The organism is Nocardioides pocheonensis, assembly GCF_003725535.1.
GTDB lineage: Bacteria > Actinomycetota > Actinomycetes > Propionibacteriales > Nocardioidaceae > Marmoricola > Marmoricola pocheonensis.
The window spans coordinates 49,938-66,092 of sequence record NZ_RJSF01000009.1 but is presented as its reverse complement, the minus strand read 5'-3'; the positions used below and the strand labels follow the sequence as shown (position 1 = coordinate 66,092).

The following is a 16,155-nucleotide window of genomic DNA, read 5'->3' as shown; positions in this document are numbered from 1 at the left end:
GGCGGGGCCACGGTGCCCCGCCCTCGTTCTCTTTGGCGGCGCGAGCGGGCGGTGCTGCTGCGTGGGGGTGCTGCTGCGTGGGGGTGCGGTGAGCGGGCGGTGCTGCTGCGTGGGGGTGCGGCGAGCGGGCGGTGCTGCTGCGCGGAGGTGCGGCGAGCGGGCGGTGCTGCTGCGTGGGAGTGCGGCGAGCGGGCGGTGCTACTGCGCGGAGGTGCGGCGAGCGGGCGGTGCTGCTGCGTGGGGGGGCGGTGAGCGGGCGGTGCTGCTGCGTGGGGGTGCTGCTGCGTGGGGGTGCGGTGAGGGGGCGGTGCTGCTGCGTGGGGGTGCGGCGAGCGGGCGGTGCTACTGCGCGGAGGTGCGGCGAGCGGGCAGGGACCGTACGTCGGTCAGCGGCGACCGGCCCGCGCGGCCCCTTCGCTGAGCAGGAACTGCGCGGCGGTGTAGGTCGCCATCACCACGGACTCCACCCGAGCCGGCGCGTTCCTCCAGAGGAACTTGCGCGTGCCGAGGACGGAGTCGGACAGCATGAACAGGCCGGCGCCGAGCAGCGTGGCCCGGCGAGCGGACGCCGGCAGCGCCGGGTCCAGCTGGGTGGCCGCGGCGACCGTGCCGGCCAGCATCGCGGAGTACCCGGCGATCGCCGGGGCGAGGACCTTGTCCTCCCGGTAGGCGCCGAACACCATCCCTGGCGCGGTCGTCGCCCACAGCCCGGCGACGGCCTTCGGCCCCGGCTGGGCCTTCTTGCCGCGGTGGCTCAGGAAGCCGGTGATGTACGCCGCGTGCCCGACCGCGAACGATCCGCTGCCGATCGCGAACGGCTTGGTGCCGTGCCCCATCAGCGCCAGGTCGCCGCCCCACCCGGCGGCCTGGGCGACCAGCGTGCTGGAGCGCAGCGGCGAGTCGGCGGCCTTGGGGTTGGTGACGAGGGACGCCATCAGCGTCGGCATCAGCAGCGGCTTGGTGAGCACGCGCGCCTGGTGGGCGCGCGGGTGGGCGGAGCCGGCGAGCCAGGTGTCGGCGATCGCCAGGCCGGCGTACGCGAGCTTGAGCTTGGTGGAGGTGAGGAGTCGGGGCACGCGTTGAATCTAGTGCCCCCGACGCCGACGCGGCCCGGACGTCATGCGAACCGGGCGTCCTGGCGACCGATTCGTATGACGTTGTGGCGATCGTCGAGGTCAGTGGCCGTAGCCGGACAGCGCCGGCGTCGCCTCCGCCACCTGGAGCGGGGTGTCCGGGCCGACGGTGGTCACGGTGCCGGCGACGTCCTGGTACGGCCCGCCGTTCAGGCTCCAGCGCGCGGTCCACACGATCTCGACGTGGTGCTGCACGGTGACGTGCGCCTGCTGGTAGCGGTAGAGCACGTCCTTCGCCGGGTACGCCGCTCCCGGCGTCGTGGTCTCCGTCGTCGTCCCGTCGCCGTGCACCCACCGGAACGTGGCCGGCGTGATCTCCAGGTCCACCCGCTGGCCGAGCAGGGTCAGCGTGCGGTGCAGGGGAGTGGCCTCGACGTAGAAGATCGTGTCGAAGTTGATCAGCGTCTTGTCAGCGGGCTGCGTCTTCGCGCGCAGGGCGGGGAGCGGGATGCGTTGGAAGGCGCGCGCGACGTCGGCCGGCGTGACCTGCGGTTGAGCGGCCTGTGGGGGACCGTCGCCGCGACATAACTGGCCGAGAGCGACCCACGACCCTTCGTGAAGGCCGTACTCCTGGTAAAGCGTGTCGCCGGGCCGGCAGGCACCGGGTGCCGAGGACGGGCAGCCCCCAGATTGGTTCGCCATATCGCTTCGGATGAAGCAGACAGCGTCGAAGCGGTACGCCGTGTAATAGGCAACCGGCTTGTTAGAGCCGTGCGAATCAGAGCCACCTGATCCCGATGACGCACAACTCACCTCGGAGAAGATGACGTTGCCCCCTGTGCTCGCGCCCGAGTTACAGTCAGCCGCATAGGCGGGGCAAGGGACTACGAACATCAAGCCGATGAGCACGAGCGCTCCAGCGGTTAGCTTTCCCGCGACCACGCCAGAACCTTCCATGCGCGACTGGTCTTCGCGATCGTCAGGTGGGTTACAGCTGAGCCGCCGGGTTGCACCTCGAGCTGGCCATCTTTGGACCTACGGACCTGCTCCGGATCGAACGAGATCACGCCAGTGATCAGCCAGCTGCGGTCCGCATTTTGCAGCGCAACCTTGAACGACGGTCGCCATGTTCCACCTTCGATCGTGCCGCCAGCTCCGTAGATCGCCTCAATTGAGCGCCTTACCCTCGAGCACGAAGTGCACTGTGGATCTTCGACTGATCGAAGGCCCGCGACATAACCTGTCGCCTGAGCCTGATTGATTAGATCCACGTAGTGCTCTGCAAACGCGATGGCGCCCGCCTTGGTGTTCTCCTTCGCCGCTTCGGGCATTACCGGGACGGACGCCCTCGCCGAAGGCGTCGTACTCACGGGACTCGTCGAAGGCGACGGCGAAGGCGGCGGATCCGCCTTCGGGTCGCCGCCGCACCCGGAGAGGGCAAACAGCAGCACGACCGCACCGATGAGCCGACGCGCCATGGGCGACCCCTTCCGACCCGAGACAGGAAGACCGCGCCAGTGTCCTACCCGTGGCGCCGACGCGCTACACCTGGCGCGGCGATGTGGATAACCTCCGGCGCATGGCCGGGTACTCAGGGACGCCGCTGGAGAAGAAGCTCGGCATCAAGGACGGCCAGGTGGTGTTCCTCGACCGCGCGCCTGACGACTTCGCGCTGGCGGCGCCGACCACCCGACGGCTGCCGAAGCAGGCCGCGATCACGCTGACCTTCCAGACCCGCGCCGCCGATCTCGAGCGCCGACTGCCCAAGCTGATCGAGCACACCGAGCAGGCCGGCATGGTCTGGGTCTGCTGGCCCAAGAAGGCGGCCCGCGCGCTCGGCTACGTCACCGACCTCGACGACAACCTGGTCCGCGAGATCGGCCTCGCCGCGGGAGTCGTCGACGTCAAGGTCTGCGCGATCGACGAGGTGTGGTCCGGGCTGAAGTTCGTCCGCCGTCTCGCCGACCGCCACTGACCGCTCCGCCCCTCCGCTCTGGTCTCGTGACCAGCGCCCGTGAATACTCGACGACATGACCACCGACGACGGCATCCACGCGCAGATCTCCGAGCTGGTCGCGCGCGAGCGCGCGCTGCGGGCCCAGTTGCAGGCCGGCGAGATCGACCGCGCCGACGAGCAGGCGCAGCTGCGCGAGCTCGAGGTCCAGCTCGACCAGTGCTGGGACCTGCTCCGCCAGCGCGAGGCGCTGCGCGACAGCGGCGGCGACCCGGCGTCCGCGTCGGTGCGGCCGGCGAGCGAGGTCGAGGGCTACCTGGGCTGAGCCCGGTCGACGGCCCACAGCACGGGCCCTGAAATGCGCTCGACCGGGTGTGAGGGCGATTCTCGGGGAACCGCGTCCACACCCGGCCGAACAACCCCCGGACGTCGTCAGACGCACTCCCGACAGCAAACCCACAGACAGCGCCGAGCGCCATGGCCCGATGTGACTAGATGTGCCTCAACGGGCCGCCCGTCGCCCACCCGGTACGACGGGCCGCGACTCGGCCTCCTCCTGCTCGCCTGAGGTGATCGTCCGGATCAGCCGGGTGAGCAGGATCAGCGCCAGGAACAGGCAGGCGGTCGCGCCGATCGTGGCCAGGCCCAGGAACACCCAGGCCAGCTTCTCGCCGCTGCGCGCCTGGGAGCCGAAGTCGATCGCGGCCCACACCAGGAACCCCCACGCGACCACGGTCAGGGTCACCCCGACGGCGAGCACGAGCAGCCGCCGGCGAGGGAGAGGCCGGGGCTCCACCGGAGGTCCCGTGTGCTTGCCCACGCCGGTCATTGTGTCCGACTCCGGCAACCGCCGGAGCCGGTATGCCGCAAGGGGTGGAGAAGTCCGGACACCAGGAGTGTCGGTGCCCCGCGAGAGGCTGTTCCCAGCGGCCCGACACGCCGCTTGCAGACAGCTAAACAGGGCCTGACCTGCGGGTTTGCGACCGCGCGAAAAGAACCTCGGCCAATTCTGGTTTGTTGTTGCGCAGGTCACGGGCCCGGCGTACGGTAACCCCTACATCTAGTAGTTACATCGTTGTGGTTTTCCACATCTAGTTCCACAGAAGAAGCGGCTTACGCACAGGAAAGCCGGGTTCTCCCGTCGGAATCCACAGCTTCATCCACAGGTTCTACATCGCGGCAGGCTCGATGACCGAGCCTTCCGCTCCCGGAGAGGAGGCCCCGATGCACTGTCCGTTCTGCCGCAGCACCGACACCCGGGTCCTCGACTCCCGGGTCGCCGAGGACGGCACGTCGATCCGGCGCCGGCGCACCTGCCCGGAGTGCGAGAAGCGGTTCACGACGGTGGAGCAGATGCAGCTGACCGTGCTCAAGCGCAGCGGTGCGTGCGAGCCGTTCCAGCGCGAGAAGGCGGTCGCCGGGGTGCGCAAGGCGCTCAAGGGCCGCCCGGTCTCCGAGGACGACCTGGCCCGGCTGGGCCAGACCGTCGAGGACACCCTGCGTGCCGGCGGCTGGGCGGAGGTGCCGGCCCACGAGGTGGGCCTGGCGATCCTGGCCCCGCTCCGCGAGCTCGACGAGGTGGCCTACCTCCGGTTTGCCAGCGTCTACCGCGGGTTCGAGTCCGCCGACGACTTCGAGGCCGAGATCGCGGCGCTGCGGATGGAGCGGGCCGCCGACGTACCGGAGGTTTCGAGGCTCGCTGACGCTCGCACCTCAACCACCGGTAGAGAACCTCAGCCCACGGGCTGACCACAGACCGCCCGGCGCACGTAGTGGGGAAGCTGCGCGCGCCGGGCACCACCCGGCGGTGGCCAGGGGACGACGGCCACCACAGCACCACCAGCAGCACCCGACATGAAGCACACGAGCAGCGAACAAAGGGGATCACGGGATGACCGAGACGGTGAGCGGCAACGCAAAGGTGCAGGGCCGCAAGCGGGGCATGAAGATCGAGCGGGTCTTCAGCACCGAGGGTGTGCACCCGTACGACGAGCTCAACTGGGAGCGCCGCGACGTCGTCCAGACGAACTGGAAGACCGGTGAGTCGGTCTTCGAGCAGCGCGGCGTGGAGTTCCCGGACTTCTGGTCGGTCAACGCCTCCACCATCGTCACCACCAAGTACTTCCGCGGCGCGCTCGGCACCGACGTCCGCGAGTGGAGCCTCAAGCAGCTGATCGACCGGGTCGTGAAGACCTACCGCAAGGGCGGCGAGGACAACGACTACTTCGCCTCGGTCGCCGACGCCGAGCTGTTCGAGCACGAGCTGACCTGGCTGCTGGTCCACCAGTACTTCTCGTTCAACTCCCCGGTCTGGTTCAACGTCGGCACCCAGTCGCCGCAGCAGGTGTCCGCGTGCTTCATCCTCTCCGTCGACGACTCGATGGACTCCATCCTGAACTGGTACAAGGAGGAGGGCTTCATCTTCAAGGGCGGCTCCGGTGCCGGCCTGAACCTCTCCCGCATCCGCTCCTCCAAGGAGCTGCTCTCCAGCGGCGGCACGGCCTCCGGTCCGGTCTCCTTCATGCGCGGCGCCGACGCCAGCGCCGGCACGATCAAGTCCGGCGGCGCCACCCGCCGTGCGGCGAAGATGGTCGTGCTCGACGTCGACCACCCCGACATCGAGGAGTTCATCGAGACCAAGGCGCGCGAGGAGGACAAGATCCGCGCGCTGCGTGACGCCGGCTTCGACATGGACCTCGGCGGCAAGGACATCACCTCGGTCCAGTACCAGAACGCCAACAACTCCGTGCGCGTCAGCGACGAGTTCATGCGCGCGGTCGAGGACGGCACCGAGTTCGGCCTGCGCTCGCGCAGCACCGGCGAGGTGATCGAGACCGTCGACGCCCGCGAGCTGTTCCACAAGATCAGCAAGGCCGCCTGGGAGTGCGCCGACCCGGGCCTGCAGTACGACGACACGATCAACGACTGGCACACCAACCCCGAGACCGGCCGGATCACCGCGTCCAACCCGTGCTCGGAGTACATGTCGCTGGACAACTCCTCGTGCAACCTGGCCTCGCTGAACCTCCTGAAGTTCCTCAAGGACGACGACACCTTCGACGGCGAGCTGTTCGCCAAGGCCGTCGAGCTGATCATCACCGCGATGGACATCTCGATCTGCTTCGCCGACTTCCCGACCGAGTCGATCGGCAAGACCACCGTCGACTACCGCCAGCTCGGCATCGGCTACGCCAACCTCGGCGCGCTGCTGATGGCGATGGGCCTCGGCTACGACTCCGACGGCGGCCGCGCGATGGCGGCGTCGATCACCTCGCTGATGACCGGCACGTCGTACAAGCGGTCGGCGGAGCTGGCCGCGGTCGTCGGCCCGTACAACGGCTACGCCCGCAACGCCGAGGCGCACAAGCGGGTGATGCGCAAGCACCAGGCCGCCAACGACGTGGTTCGCACCCTGTCGGTCGCCGACAGCCAGGTGCACAAGCTGGCCACCAAGGCGTGGGCCGACGTGATCAAGCTGGGCGAGAAGAACGGCTTCCGCAACGCGCAGGCCTCCGTGCTCGCGCCCACCGGCACGATCGGCTTCATGATGGACTGCGACACCACCGGCATCGAGCCGGACTTCTCGCTGGTGAAGTTCAAGAAGCTCGTCGGTGGCGGCTCGATGCAGATCGTCAACCAGACGATCCCGCGGGCGCTGCGCAAGATGGGCTACCAGGAGGAGCAGGTCGAGGCGATCGTCGCCTACATCGCCGAGCACGGCCACGTGATCGACGCCCCCGGCCTGCGCCAGGAGCACTACGAGGTCTTCGACACCGCGATGGGCGCCCGGGCGCTGAAGCCGATGGGCCACGTGCGGATGATGGCGGCCTGCCAGCCGTTCCTCTCCGGCGCGATCTCCAAGACGGTCAACCTTCCCGAGACCGCCACGGTCGAGGAGATCGAGGACATCTACCTGCAGTCGTGGAAGCTCGGCCTCAAGGCGACCGCGGTCTACCGCGACAACTGCAAGGTGGGCCAGCCGCTCTCCGACGGCAAGTCCGACGCCTCGAAGAAGGACCAGGCGATGGCCGGCAACGCGGCCGCCGCTGCCGCCGGCTCGGGGGTTGAGCCTGCCGAAACCAAGGTCGTCGAGGTGCACAAGCCGTTCCGCAAGCGCCTGCCGAAGAGCCGGCAGTCGCGGACGACCAGCTTCACGGTCGGTGGTGCCGAGGGCTACATGACCTCCGGCGCCCACGACGACGGCGAGCTCGGCGAGATCTTCCTCAAGCTCGGCAAGCAGGGCTCGACCCTGGCCGGCGTGATGGACGCCTTCTCGATCGCGGTGTCCATCGGGCTGCAGTACGGCGTGCCGCTGGAGACCTACGTCTCGAAGTTCACCAACCTGCGCTTCGAGCCGGCCGGCATGACCGACGACCCGGACGTGCGGATGGCGCAGTCGATCATGGACTACATCTTCCGCCGCCTGGCCCTCGACTACATGACCTTCGAGGACCGCTCGATGCTCGGCATCTACTCCGCCGAGGAGCGCCAGCGCCACCTCGAGACCGGCTCCTACGAGCCCATCGAGGTCAGCGAGGCCGAGTCCCTGAAGAACCACGACGAGGTGGTTGAGGTGCGAAGCGAAGCGAGCCTCGAAACCATCGACGCCGACGCAGAGGACCGCGCCGACGTCGAAACCAAGGACACCCACGGCAACGAGGACCGCGAGGTCCCCGCCAAGCTCCACACCGGCCAGGCCCACACCTCCGCCGAGCTCCTCGAGCAGATCACCGGCACCGCCGTCGACTCCCCGCTCTGCATGACCTGCGGGACCAAGATGCGGCCGGCGGGCAGCTGCTACGTGTGCGAGGGCTGCGGGAGTACGTCGGGCTGTAGCTGACTTACGCCAACATGCGATGGCCCGACGCAACTCGTCGGGCCATCGCCGTTACCGCGTGCAGCGTCACTCTGTTCTGATGGGGCAAGTGGCGATCAAACGAAGGGAGCGATATGGCGGTCTGGGTAGTCCGGGGCGGCCGCGGCAACTCGTACGCCCAATGGTGCATCGAGGAGGGTCGAGCGGCCGCGGCGTGGAACAACGTCCCTTCGCTAGGGGACGCCACAACCCGCGACGATGTGTTGGCGAAGTACCGGTCGGTGAATCCTGATGTCTCGAATGCCAAGGCCGCGAACTTCGCGGGCCAGTTGTGGGGCCTCCGGTCGATCGAGCCTGGCGACATCGTCATTATGCCGCTCTCCGGCGCTGGTTTGCTGGTGATGGGCCGCTGCACATCCGGCTACGAGCATCTCGACGAGACCGCTCCCGCGCGTCACACGGTGAAGGTCGATTGGATTCGCGATGACGTGCCACGGTCGGCCCTCGGACAAGATCTTCTAAACTCCCTGGGCTCCCTCATGACCGTGTTCAGGATCAAGCGCAATGGCGCAGAATCAAGGTTTGCCCAAGTGATCATGACCGGGCTCGACCCCGAAGCGGGCGAGCACGAGGACCCGACGTCGGTCGAGACCCCAACAGATTCGGCGGATACGCCTACGGACCCGGACCCTGTGCCGACACTCGAGACGATCCGCGATCGCGTTCGGACCCATGTGCGCAAGCACTTTCGCGAGCATGAACTGACGCGGCTCGTCGCGGCGATCCTGGAGGTCCGCGGTTTCGTCTGCGACGTTTCCCCTCCCGGCAAAGACCAGGGTGTCGACATCCTCGCTGGAACTGGACCACTCGGCCTCGATTCCCCCACGCTCATCGTCGAAGTGAAGTCCGAGCCCGGTGCTGTCGGTGCTCCGATCGTGCGCGGTCTACAGGGCGCGATGTTGTCTCATCGGGCCGATCAGGGACTTCTGGTCGCATGGGGAGGGATCACCAAGGACGCGAGAACTGAGATCCGAAAGGATCGATTGACCATGCGCGTCTGGGATGCCGACGACGTGATTGACCAGGTCTTCGATGCTTACGACGACCTACCGGAGACTTTGCGCCAAGAAATCCCGCTGAAGCGTGCCTGGGTGCTCAACGAGAGCGATGACGTGTAGGTATTTGCGGGCTTTGAGACCGCTGTCATTGCGTTCGACGCAGAGTTGGGCGATGAAGTCGCTCCGACGTGATCTTGCACTGCCTGTGCCTAAGGAGCTACGGCGGACGTCAAGTTGAAGAAGTCCGTAGGCATCGGTGTCTTGAGCTTCCACGTGACCGCGATCGGCCGGTCTCCGGTGTGGCTGACATAGGTGGCGGGCCCGAGGAACAGATAGGGCGAGGTGCCGAAGTCATCCTTCTGCTCGTGGCGCACAAACAGCAGCACTGTGCTCGTTCCGTTGAGGTAGCGCCGGCCCGTCTGTGACTGAACCGATGTCGTGGACTGCGACTCCCAGTGGAAGAGCTCCGGACTGATCGGGTAGTCGGAGTACATCGTGCTTGGGGAGTAGTCGGCTTCTGACTTCTTCAGGGTGATGAAGAAGATGTCGACGTTGTGGTCGGGGGAGTACCAGACGCCCTCGCGGAAACTGTTCGGCTTCCGCGGGAAGTCGAGGGCGGCGAGGATCTCTTCGCGTTGATAGCGGGCATGAATTCGCAGTGGGATCTCACCCAGATCCCCGAGCAATGGGGTCGTGACGTGCCGTGCAGCATCGAACGCAATGTCGATGACCGAGCGGATCTCCGACCGGGTGGCTCGCTCGGAGCGCAAGGAAGCGAGGCCCGCGTCGAAGGTCTCATGACCGCCGCCGTCACTCCAGAACGAGTAGAAGAGCATGCGTGCGAGCTTCTGCTCGAGTGGAGAGAGTTCGCTGTACGAACGCGCTTCATCACTAAGCAATGCTTGGTAGTGCTGGGCGCGAAGGTCATCGTCGACGTGCGCAAATGCGCGCACGCGCTTCAGCAACTTCTCCTCCAAGACTGATCCAGGTGCGGTCGGCAGGTCGGCGTCGCGTCGCAGGCGGGTCCAGGAATGACTGCCGCGGCGGAGGATGTCGCTCAGCTCAAGGCCGCTGTGTTCGAGGAAGCCGTGGAGGTCGTGTTCCGGCGCACGCTTGAGCTCCGCGACGATCTTCGCCCAGCGGGTGCTGATCTGGCTGCGCAGGTTCTCGAGAATCGAGGCCTGTGCCTGTCGGTCCATGACGATCTGGCAGCCAGAGGGAAGAAACGGAAATCCCTTCTCGACCTGGTCGATGAGGTGCCGTCCGCCAATCCCCGTTAAGGCGCGGTACCGGGCGGCGAACTGAAACTCGGCGCGATGCAAGCCTACGAAGTCCAACACGGTCAGGACGGCCTTGTCCCGCGTGCGTCGGAGCCCACGGCCAAGCTGCTGCATGAAGATCGTGGAACTCTCCGTCGGCCGCAACATGAGAAGTGTGTCGACATCCGGCACATCGAGTCCTTCGTTGAAGACGTCGACGGTGAAGAGCACGTTGACGCTCGCGTCGCGAAGCTCTCGAAGGGCCAGTTCCCGTTCGTGCGGGGCGGTCGCTCCCGTCACAGTCTTGGCTGGGACACCAGCGTCGTTAAAGACGCGTGTCATGTACTCCGCGTGTGCAACGCTGACGCAGAACCCGAGGGCACGCATCGCACTCAGATCCGAGATCTTGTCGCGAAGTTGGCTCAGCACGATCCGTGAGCGGACGTCGTTGCCGGTGAAGACGTTGTCCAGCTCGGCCTCGTCATAGCGTCCACGACTCCACTTCACGGTCCTGAGGTCGGTGCCGTCCGCGACTGCGAAGTAATGGAACGGACACAGAAGGTCGGCGCCTAATGCGTCCCAAAGTCGCAGCTCTGCTGCAGTGCGCCCGTCGAAGAAGCTGCGAACGTCGACCCCGTCCGCTCGTTCCGGCGTCGCAGTAAGCCCGAGCAATTCTCGTGGCTTCAAGTGATCGAGGATGCGACGGTAGGTGCGCGCTTCGGCGTGGTGGAACTCGTCGATCACCACGATGTCGAAGGCGTCTGCGGGAAGGTTGGGAACGCCGTACGACGTCAGGGACTGAACGCTCGCGAAGACGTGTTGCCACGTGTCTGGTCGGGCACCGCCGACGTACAGTTCGCCAAAGCTCGCGTCACCGAGGACCTCTTGGTAGATGCGACGGGACTGCTCAAGGATTTCTTTGCGGTGGGCGACGAACAGCAGTGTTAAGCGGCGGCCGTTTGCTCCCTCAACAAGGCCGCGGTAGTCGAGCGCCGCGATGACCGTCTTTCCGGTTCCGGTCGCCGCGACGACGAGGTTGCGGTGGCGATCGTGCACGATTCGTTCGACTTCGAGCATGTCCAGCATCTCTTGCTGGTACGAGAAGGGCCGGACCTCCAAGCCCGACAGAGACATCGTGACTCGGTCGCTGCGCTTCCCGCCCCGCGCCTGCGCAAGCGCCTGGTCAAGCCGTTCGCCGTCCCGGTCAGGGTCGTAGGGCTCGAACTCACCGGCGTTCCAGTAGTAGTCAAAGGTCGCGCGAAACTTCTGCATCAGCGCCGGCGTCGCCGCGTTGCTCAGCCGCACGTTCCACTCGACACCTTCCAACATGGCGCTGGTGGTGAGGTTAGACGAGCCGACATACGCCGTGTCGTAGCCGGTGTTGCGATGGAAGATCCAGGCCTTCGCGTGCAGACGAGTCCGCGCTGCGTCGTATTGCACGCGAACGTCGGCACCGAACTCGCGAACAAGCCGGTCGAGCGCGCGACGCTCTGTGCCTCCGATGTAGGTCGTCGTGATGACGCGCAGGGGTATGCCGGCCGCCTTGAGTGTGGCGAGCTGCTTCTCGAGAAGGCGCAGGCCGTGCCACATGACGAACGCGCAGAGCAGGTCGACGGAGTCAGCCGAATCGAGCTCGGCCCGGAGCTCAGCGGCCAATGAGGGCTCGCCGTGCGCATTCGTGAGGAGTGCCGCGTCGTTGAGCGGCGTACGTGGTCGCTCGGTGTAACGGGACACGCTGCCCGGCCGAGCAGGAGGGCGCAGCGCTTGTAGTTGCTCCACTGGATCGATCACGAGCTGGGAATCATCGGCGATGTGAGCCAGGAGCGCGTTGGCCAGTTCCAGCCGCTTCGCGGGGTCGCGCACGGTTTCGAGGCGCCGCAGCGCGGCCGAGGCGAGATGACGCGCGAGGACGTGCACCTGATCTTCGGGATCGACTCGACCGAGGTTTGGCAGGAGCGTGGTCTCCCGAGATAAGGCGCCCTGGAGCTCACGCGTCAGGAGGGCCTCATGGAGGCCCTCACTTAGCGGTGAGGTCATGCGCGCGAGCTTGCCAGGCCGATCGGACGATTTCAGGGGAATTGCCCGTGCGGCCGCGTGCGGTCCCCTAGCGTGAGTTGCCTGCAGGGGGAGGAATATGGCGGGGGACTCGGCTCGCGATATCGCGCGACGCCAACGCGAGAAGGCTGCACGACTGGAGCGGAGCGCCGCGCTGTGGGAGCGCGGTGCGCAAGGAGAAGCGGCCACGGCGGCCGCCTTGGCCACGCTGAGCACTCGCGGCTGGACCACGTTCCACGACGTGCGGTGGCCGGGACGCCAGCGAGCGAACATCGATCACGTTGTCGTCGGTCCCGGTGGTGTCTTCGTCATCGACAGCAAGAATTGGACCGGAGACATCCGGGTAAGCGATGGGGTGCTCTATCAGTCCGGTCGACGTCGAGAGCGCGAAGTCGCATCAGCTGCCGACGCAGCCTTGGCGGTCACTCAGTTACTCCAGGGACTGCCGGCTACGCCAGTGCTCTGCTTTGTCCGGCCTGAGCCGATCGATGTGCAGGCACGAGGCGTGACGATCTGTTCGACCTCGAATCTCGCGGCGCTGCTAGCAGCCATGCCTCCGATCCTCGGGCCGGAGTCGATCAGGCGCGCCGTCACGATCCTGCAGTGGCAGCTGACCTCTGCCCGGCGGCCGGTGACAGCTCAGTCCGTGTCCCAGGCATGGCCTCCGCCCAGCCCTCCTCAGCCTCGGCCACCCATTTCCAGGAACGTTGCGCTCCGTCTGGGCAAGGCGGGCTGTGGGCTGCTCCTCATCCTGGTTGGCCTCTTGTTCGCGGTCGGTCTTATCGGCGTGGTGCTCAAAGGGATCGACGCCGGCGCGACGCACAGCCGCAACGGCGGAGGGGACACTCCAGGAGCATCCGAGCCCACATTTGGAGAGGTGGTGCGCGTGGCGGCGACAGAGTCGCACCCCGCACTTCGGGTCCGGGCCGACGGAGTGACGCGCGTGGCCATGACGGACCTAGGCGTTGCCCTGCACCGCGGCGAACACCTGGTCGGTGTGCGTTACACCATCCGCAACGACGGCGACCGGATGTGGGGTGCTGCGGTGCCGTACTTGAGCTTCTCCGCGTTGTTGTCGAACGGCCAGCACGCCGGCGTCGGTAGTTACGCCGCGCTTCCTGCCAGCGAGCTCATGCCGGCGGCGTTCAACCTGCGCCCCGGCAAGGCACAGCGCGGTCTCGTCGTCTTCGCGGTGCCGGATGGAGCGAAGCTTGTACGCGTGTCTGTGCAGACGGGCCTGGGCTCAGGCGAGAGCGTGGAGTGGCTCATTCCGTGATGCGCGGTCGGTGGAGCGAGGATCAAGATCTCCTCGAGAGGGCCATCAGGATCCGGCGAAGCGCGCGCCGGGGCGTGCGGACGGGGCGATCGGGTAACGAGCGCGGGTGACTTCCCTCGACGGCTTCGTGCACGTCAGGGGCGCCAGTGAACACAACCTGCGGGACGTCGACGTCGACATCCCGCGGGACGCGATGGTGGCGTTCACCGGGGTGTCGGGGTCGGGGAAGTCGTCGCTGGCGTTCGGCACGTTGTACGCCGAGGCGCAGCGGCGGTACTTCGAGTCGGTGGCGCCGTACGCGCGGCGGCTGCTCCAGCAGGTCGGGGCTCCGCACGTGCAGGAGATCACCGGGCTGCCTCCCGCGGTCGCGCTTCAACAAAGACGCGGGGCGCCGTCGAGCCGGTCGACGGTCGGGACGATCACGACGCTGTCGAACTTGCTGCGCATGCTGTTCTCCCGCGCCGGCACCTACCCGAAGGGTGCTCGGCGGCTGGAGGCGGAGGACTTCTCCCCGAACACCGCGGCCGGGGCGTGCCCGCACTGCCACGGGCTCGGGGTCGTGCACGACGTGGCCGAGGACCTGCTCGTCCCGGACCCGTCGCTGACCATCCGTGAGGGTGCGATCGCGGCCTGGCCGGGCGCCTGGCAGGGCGCGAACCTGCGCAGCGTGGTCAGCGGCCTCGGCATCGACATCGACAAGCCGTGGCACCGGCTGCGCAAGAAGGACCGCGACTGGCTGCTCTACACCGACGAGCAGCCGTCGGTGCTGGTCGAGCCGGAGCGCGACCGGGTCGACTACGGTTACTACGGGACGTTCTGGAGCGCGCGGAAGCACGTGATGCACGTGCTCGCCGACTCCAAGAGCGAGCGGATGCGCGAGAAGGCGCTGCGGTTCGTCCGCAGCGTGCCGTGCCCGGTCTGCGGCGGGAGCGGTCTGCGGCCCGAGGCGCTCGCGGTGAGCTTCGCCGCCCACTCGATCGCCGAGGTCAACGCGATGTCGCTGGCCCAGGTTGCCGACCTGCTGCGGCCGATCGCCGAGCTGGCGAACCCGGGGGCAGCGGTCCCGACCGCAGGCTCCGGCGAGACCAGCGAGGTGGCGGTGCGGATCTGCGCCGACCTGGTCGCCCGGATCCAGGTGCTGCTGGACCTCGGGCTCGGCTACCTCAGTCTCGGCCGCTCCTCGACCACGCTCTCGCCGGGCGAGGCGCAGCGGCTGCGGATCGCGACCCAGCTGCGGTCGGGACTCTTCGGCGTCGTCTACGTGCTCGACGAGCCCTCGGCCGGCCTGCACCCGGCCGACGCCGAGCCGCTGCTCGACGTGCTCGGCCGACTCAAGGCGTCGGGCAACTCGCTGTTCGTGGTCGAGCACGACCTCGACGTCGTACGCCGCGCCGACTGGGTCGTCGACATCGGCCCCGGTGCCGGTGAGGAGGGCGGGCGCGTCCTCCACTCCGGGCCGGTCGCGGACCTCGAGGACGTCGCGGAGTCCGCGACCAGCGCGTACCTGTTCGGTCGGGCAGCCGGGTTCGAGCACACGCTGCGCGAGCCGCACGGCTGGCTGCACCTGCGCGGCGTCTCCCGACACAACCTCGAAGACGTCTCGGTCGACGTCCCGCAGTGCGTGCTGACCGCCGTGTCCGGCGTGTCCGGCTCCGGCAAGTCGACGCTGGTGACCCAGGTGCTTGCCGAGGTCGTCCGCTGCCACCTCGGCCTGGCCCCCGACGACCCGGACGCGGCGGAGCTCGAGGTCGACGTCCACGACGTCAGCGGCCTGGACGCGTTCGACCGGCTCGTGGTCGTCGACCAGCGCCCGATCGGCCGGACGCCACGGTCCAACCTGGCGACGTACACAGGGATGTTCGACACGGTCCGCAAGCTGTTCGCCGCGACGCCGCTGGCGAGGAGGCGGCGCTACTCGGCCGGACGGTTCTCGTTCAACGTGCCGGAGGGTCGGTGCGAGACCTGCCAGGGGGAGGGCTTCGTCGCGGTCGAGCTGCTGTTCCTGCCGGGCACGTACGCCAAGTGCCCGACCTGCCACGGGGCGCGGTACGACGAGAAGACCCTCGAGGTCACCTACGAGGGGAAGTCGATCGCCGACGTGCTGGCGCTGTCGGTCGACGAGGCCGCGAAGTTCCTCGCCGACGTCCCGGCCGCGTCGCGGAGCCTGGAGACCCTGCGCGACGTCGGGCTCGGCTACCTCCGGCTCGGTCAGCCGGCCACCGAGCTCAGCGGAGGCGAGGCCCAGCGGATCAAGCTCGCGACCGAGCTGCAGCGCGCCCGGCGCGGGCACGCGCTCTACCTGCTCGACGAGCCGACCTCTGGGCTGCACCCTGCGGACATCGCGCTGCTGCTGCGCCAGCTGCACCGCCTCGTCGACGTCGGCAACACGGTCGTGCTGGTCGAGCACGACCTGGACGCGATCGCCACGGCGGACTGGGTGATCGACCTCGGCCCGGGCGGCGGCGACGCCGGTGGCCAGGTGGTCGCGACCGGCACGCCGGCGCAGGTCGCCCGGTCGCGCGACAGCCGCACGGCGCCGTACCTCGCCCAGCGCCTCGCCTGACCGCCGACGACGACGGGACAAACCCTTGCCCCGTTGTCCCTGTGCAACGGGACAGCGGGCCCGGCACGGTTTGGCCACTGCCGGAGGCGACGTGCCCCGGC

The 16,155-nt window shown here is 67.8% G+C and carries 12 protein-coding genes; 7 read left to right on the top strand and 5 right to left on the bottom strand.

All coding sequences use genetic code 11. From position 1 onward, the window contains the following. Positions 1-386: 386 nt before the first annotated feature. From EFL26_RS05175 to EFL26_RS23840, 3 genes are all read right to left on the bottom strand, one after another. Positions 387-1,076, bottom strand: a complete 690-nt coding sequence (locus EFL26_RS05175; RefSeq protein WP_123221838.1) for a lysoplasmalogenase — start codon at positions 1,074-1,076, stop codon at positions 387-389. 99 nt (positions 1,077-1,175) lie between these two features. Then, entirely contained in the window at positions 1,176-1,775 is a 600-nt protein-coding gene (locus EFL26_RS05170; RefSeq protein ID WP_123221837.1) for a hypothetical protein, read from the bottom strand. Between the two features lie 221 nt (positions 1,776-1,996). Next, complete coding sequence (locus EFL26_RS23840; protein WP_148046635.1) at positions 1,997-2,551, bottom strand: DUF6318 family protein; 555 nt, start codon at positions 2,549-2,551, stop codon at positions 1,997-1,999. 101 nt (positions 2,552-2,652) lie between these two features. Here EFL26_RS23840 and EFL26_RS05165 point away from each other — a divergent pair, with 101 nt between their 5' ends. Together EFL26_RS05165 and EFL26_RS05160 are read left to right on the top strand one after the other, a co-directional pair. Further along, on the top strand, positions 2,653-3,048 hold the full coding sequence (locus EFL26_RS05165; RefSeq protein WP_123221836.1) for a DUF3052 domain-containing protein: 396 nt from the start codon (positions 2,653-2,655) through the stop codon (positions 3,046-3,048). 55 nt (positions 3,049-3,103) lie between these two features. After that, entirely contained in the window at positions 3,104-3,352 is a 249-nt protein-coding gene (locus EFL26_RS05160; RefSeq protein ID WP_123221835.1) for a DUF2630 family protein, read from the top strand. A gap of 177 nt (positions 3,353-3,529) precedes the next feature. Here the strand turns inward: EFL26_RS05160 and EFL26_RS05155 are convergent, their stop codons facing one another. Further along, positions 3,530-3,847, bottom strand: a complete 318-nt coding sequence (locus EFL26_RS05155) for a hypothetical protein (RefSeq protein ID WP_148046634.1) — start codon at positions 3,845-3,847, stop codon at positions 3,530-3,532. A gap of 404 nt (positions 3,848-4,251) precedes the next feature. Here EFL26_RS05155 and nrdR point away from each other — a divergent pair, with 404 nt between their 5' ends. The 3 genes from nrdR (at position 4,252) to EFL26_RS05140 (ending at position 9,021) form a co-directional block, all read left to right on the top strand. Then, positions 4,252-4,776 (top strand): transcriptional regulator NrdR, encoded by a 525-nt coding sequence (gene nrdR, locus EFL26_RS05150; RefSeq protein ID WP_123221833.1) that lies wholly within the window; start codon positions 4,252-4,254, stop codon positions 4,774-4,776. A gap of 142 nt (positions 4,777-4,918) precedes the next feature. Next, positions 4,919-7,867, top strand: coding sequence for a vitamin B12-dependent ribonucleotide reductase (locus tag EFL26_RS05145; protein WP_123221832.1), 2,949 nt, complete (start codon positions 4,919-4,921; stop codon positions 7,865-7,867). 110 nt (positions 7,868-7,977) lie between these two features. Next, positions 7,978-9,021, top strand: a complete 1,044-nt coding sequence (locus EFL26_RS05140; protein ID WP_123221831.1) for a restriction endonuclease — start codon at positions 7,978-7,980, stop codon at positions 9,019-9,021. Positions 9,022-9,110: 89 nt separating this feature from the next. On the opposite strand, the gene EFL26_RS05135 is transcribed toward EFL26_RS05140, so the two are convergent. Further along, positions 9,111-12,197, bottom strand: coding sequence for a DEAD/DEAH box helicase (locus tag EFL26_RS05135; RefSeq protein ID WP_123221830.1), 3,087 nt, complete (start codon positions 12,195-12,197; stop codon positions 9,111-9,113). A 97-nt stretch (positions 12,198-12,294) separates the two neighbouring features. Here EFL26_RS05135 and EFL26_RS05130 point away from each other — a divergent pair, with 97 nt between their 5' ends. Together EFL26_RS05130 and uvrA are read left to right on the top strand one after the other, a co-directional pair. Next, positions 12,295-13,491 carry an NERD domain-containing protein gene (locus EFL26_RS05130; protein ID WP_123221829.1) on the top strand — a complete coding sequence of 399 codons (1,197 nt, stop codon included), beginning with the start codon at positions 12,295-12,297 and terminating at the stop codon, positions 13,489-13,491. Between the two features lie 106 nt (positions 13,492-13,597). Further along, a complete protein-coding gene (gene uvrA / locus EFL26_RS05125; protein ID WP_123221828.1) occupies positions 13,598-16,054 on the top strand; it encodes an excinuclease ABC subunit UvrA in 2,457 nt (818 codons plus the stop codon). Positions 16,055-16,155 lie beyond the last annotated feature (101 nt).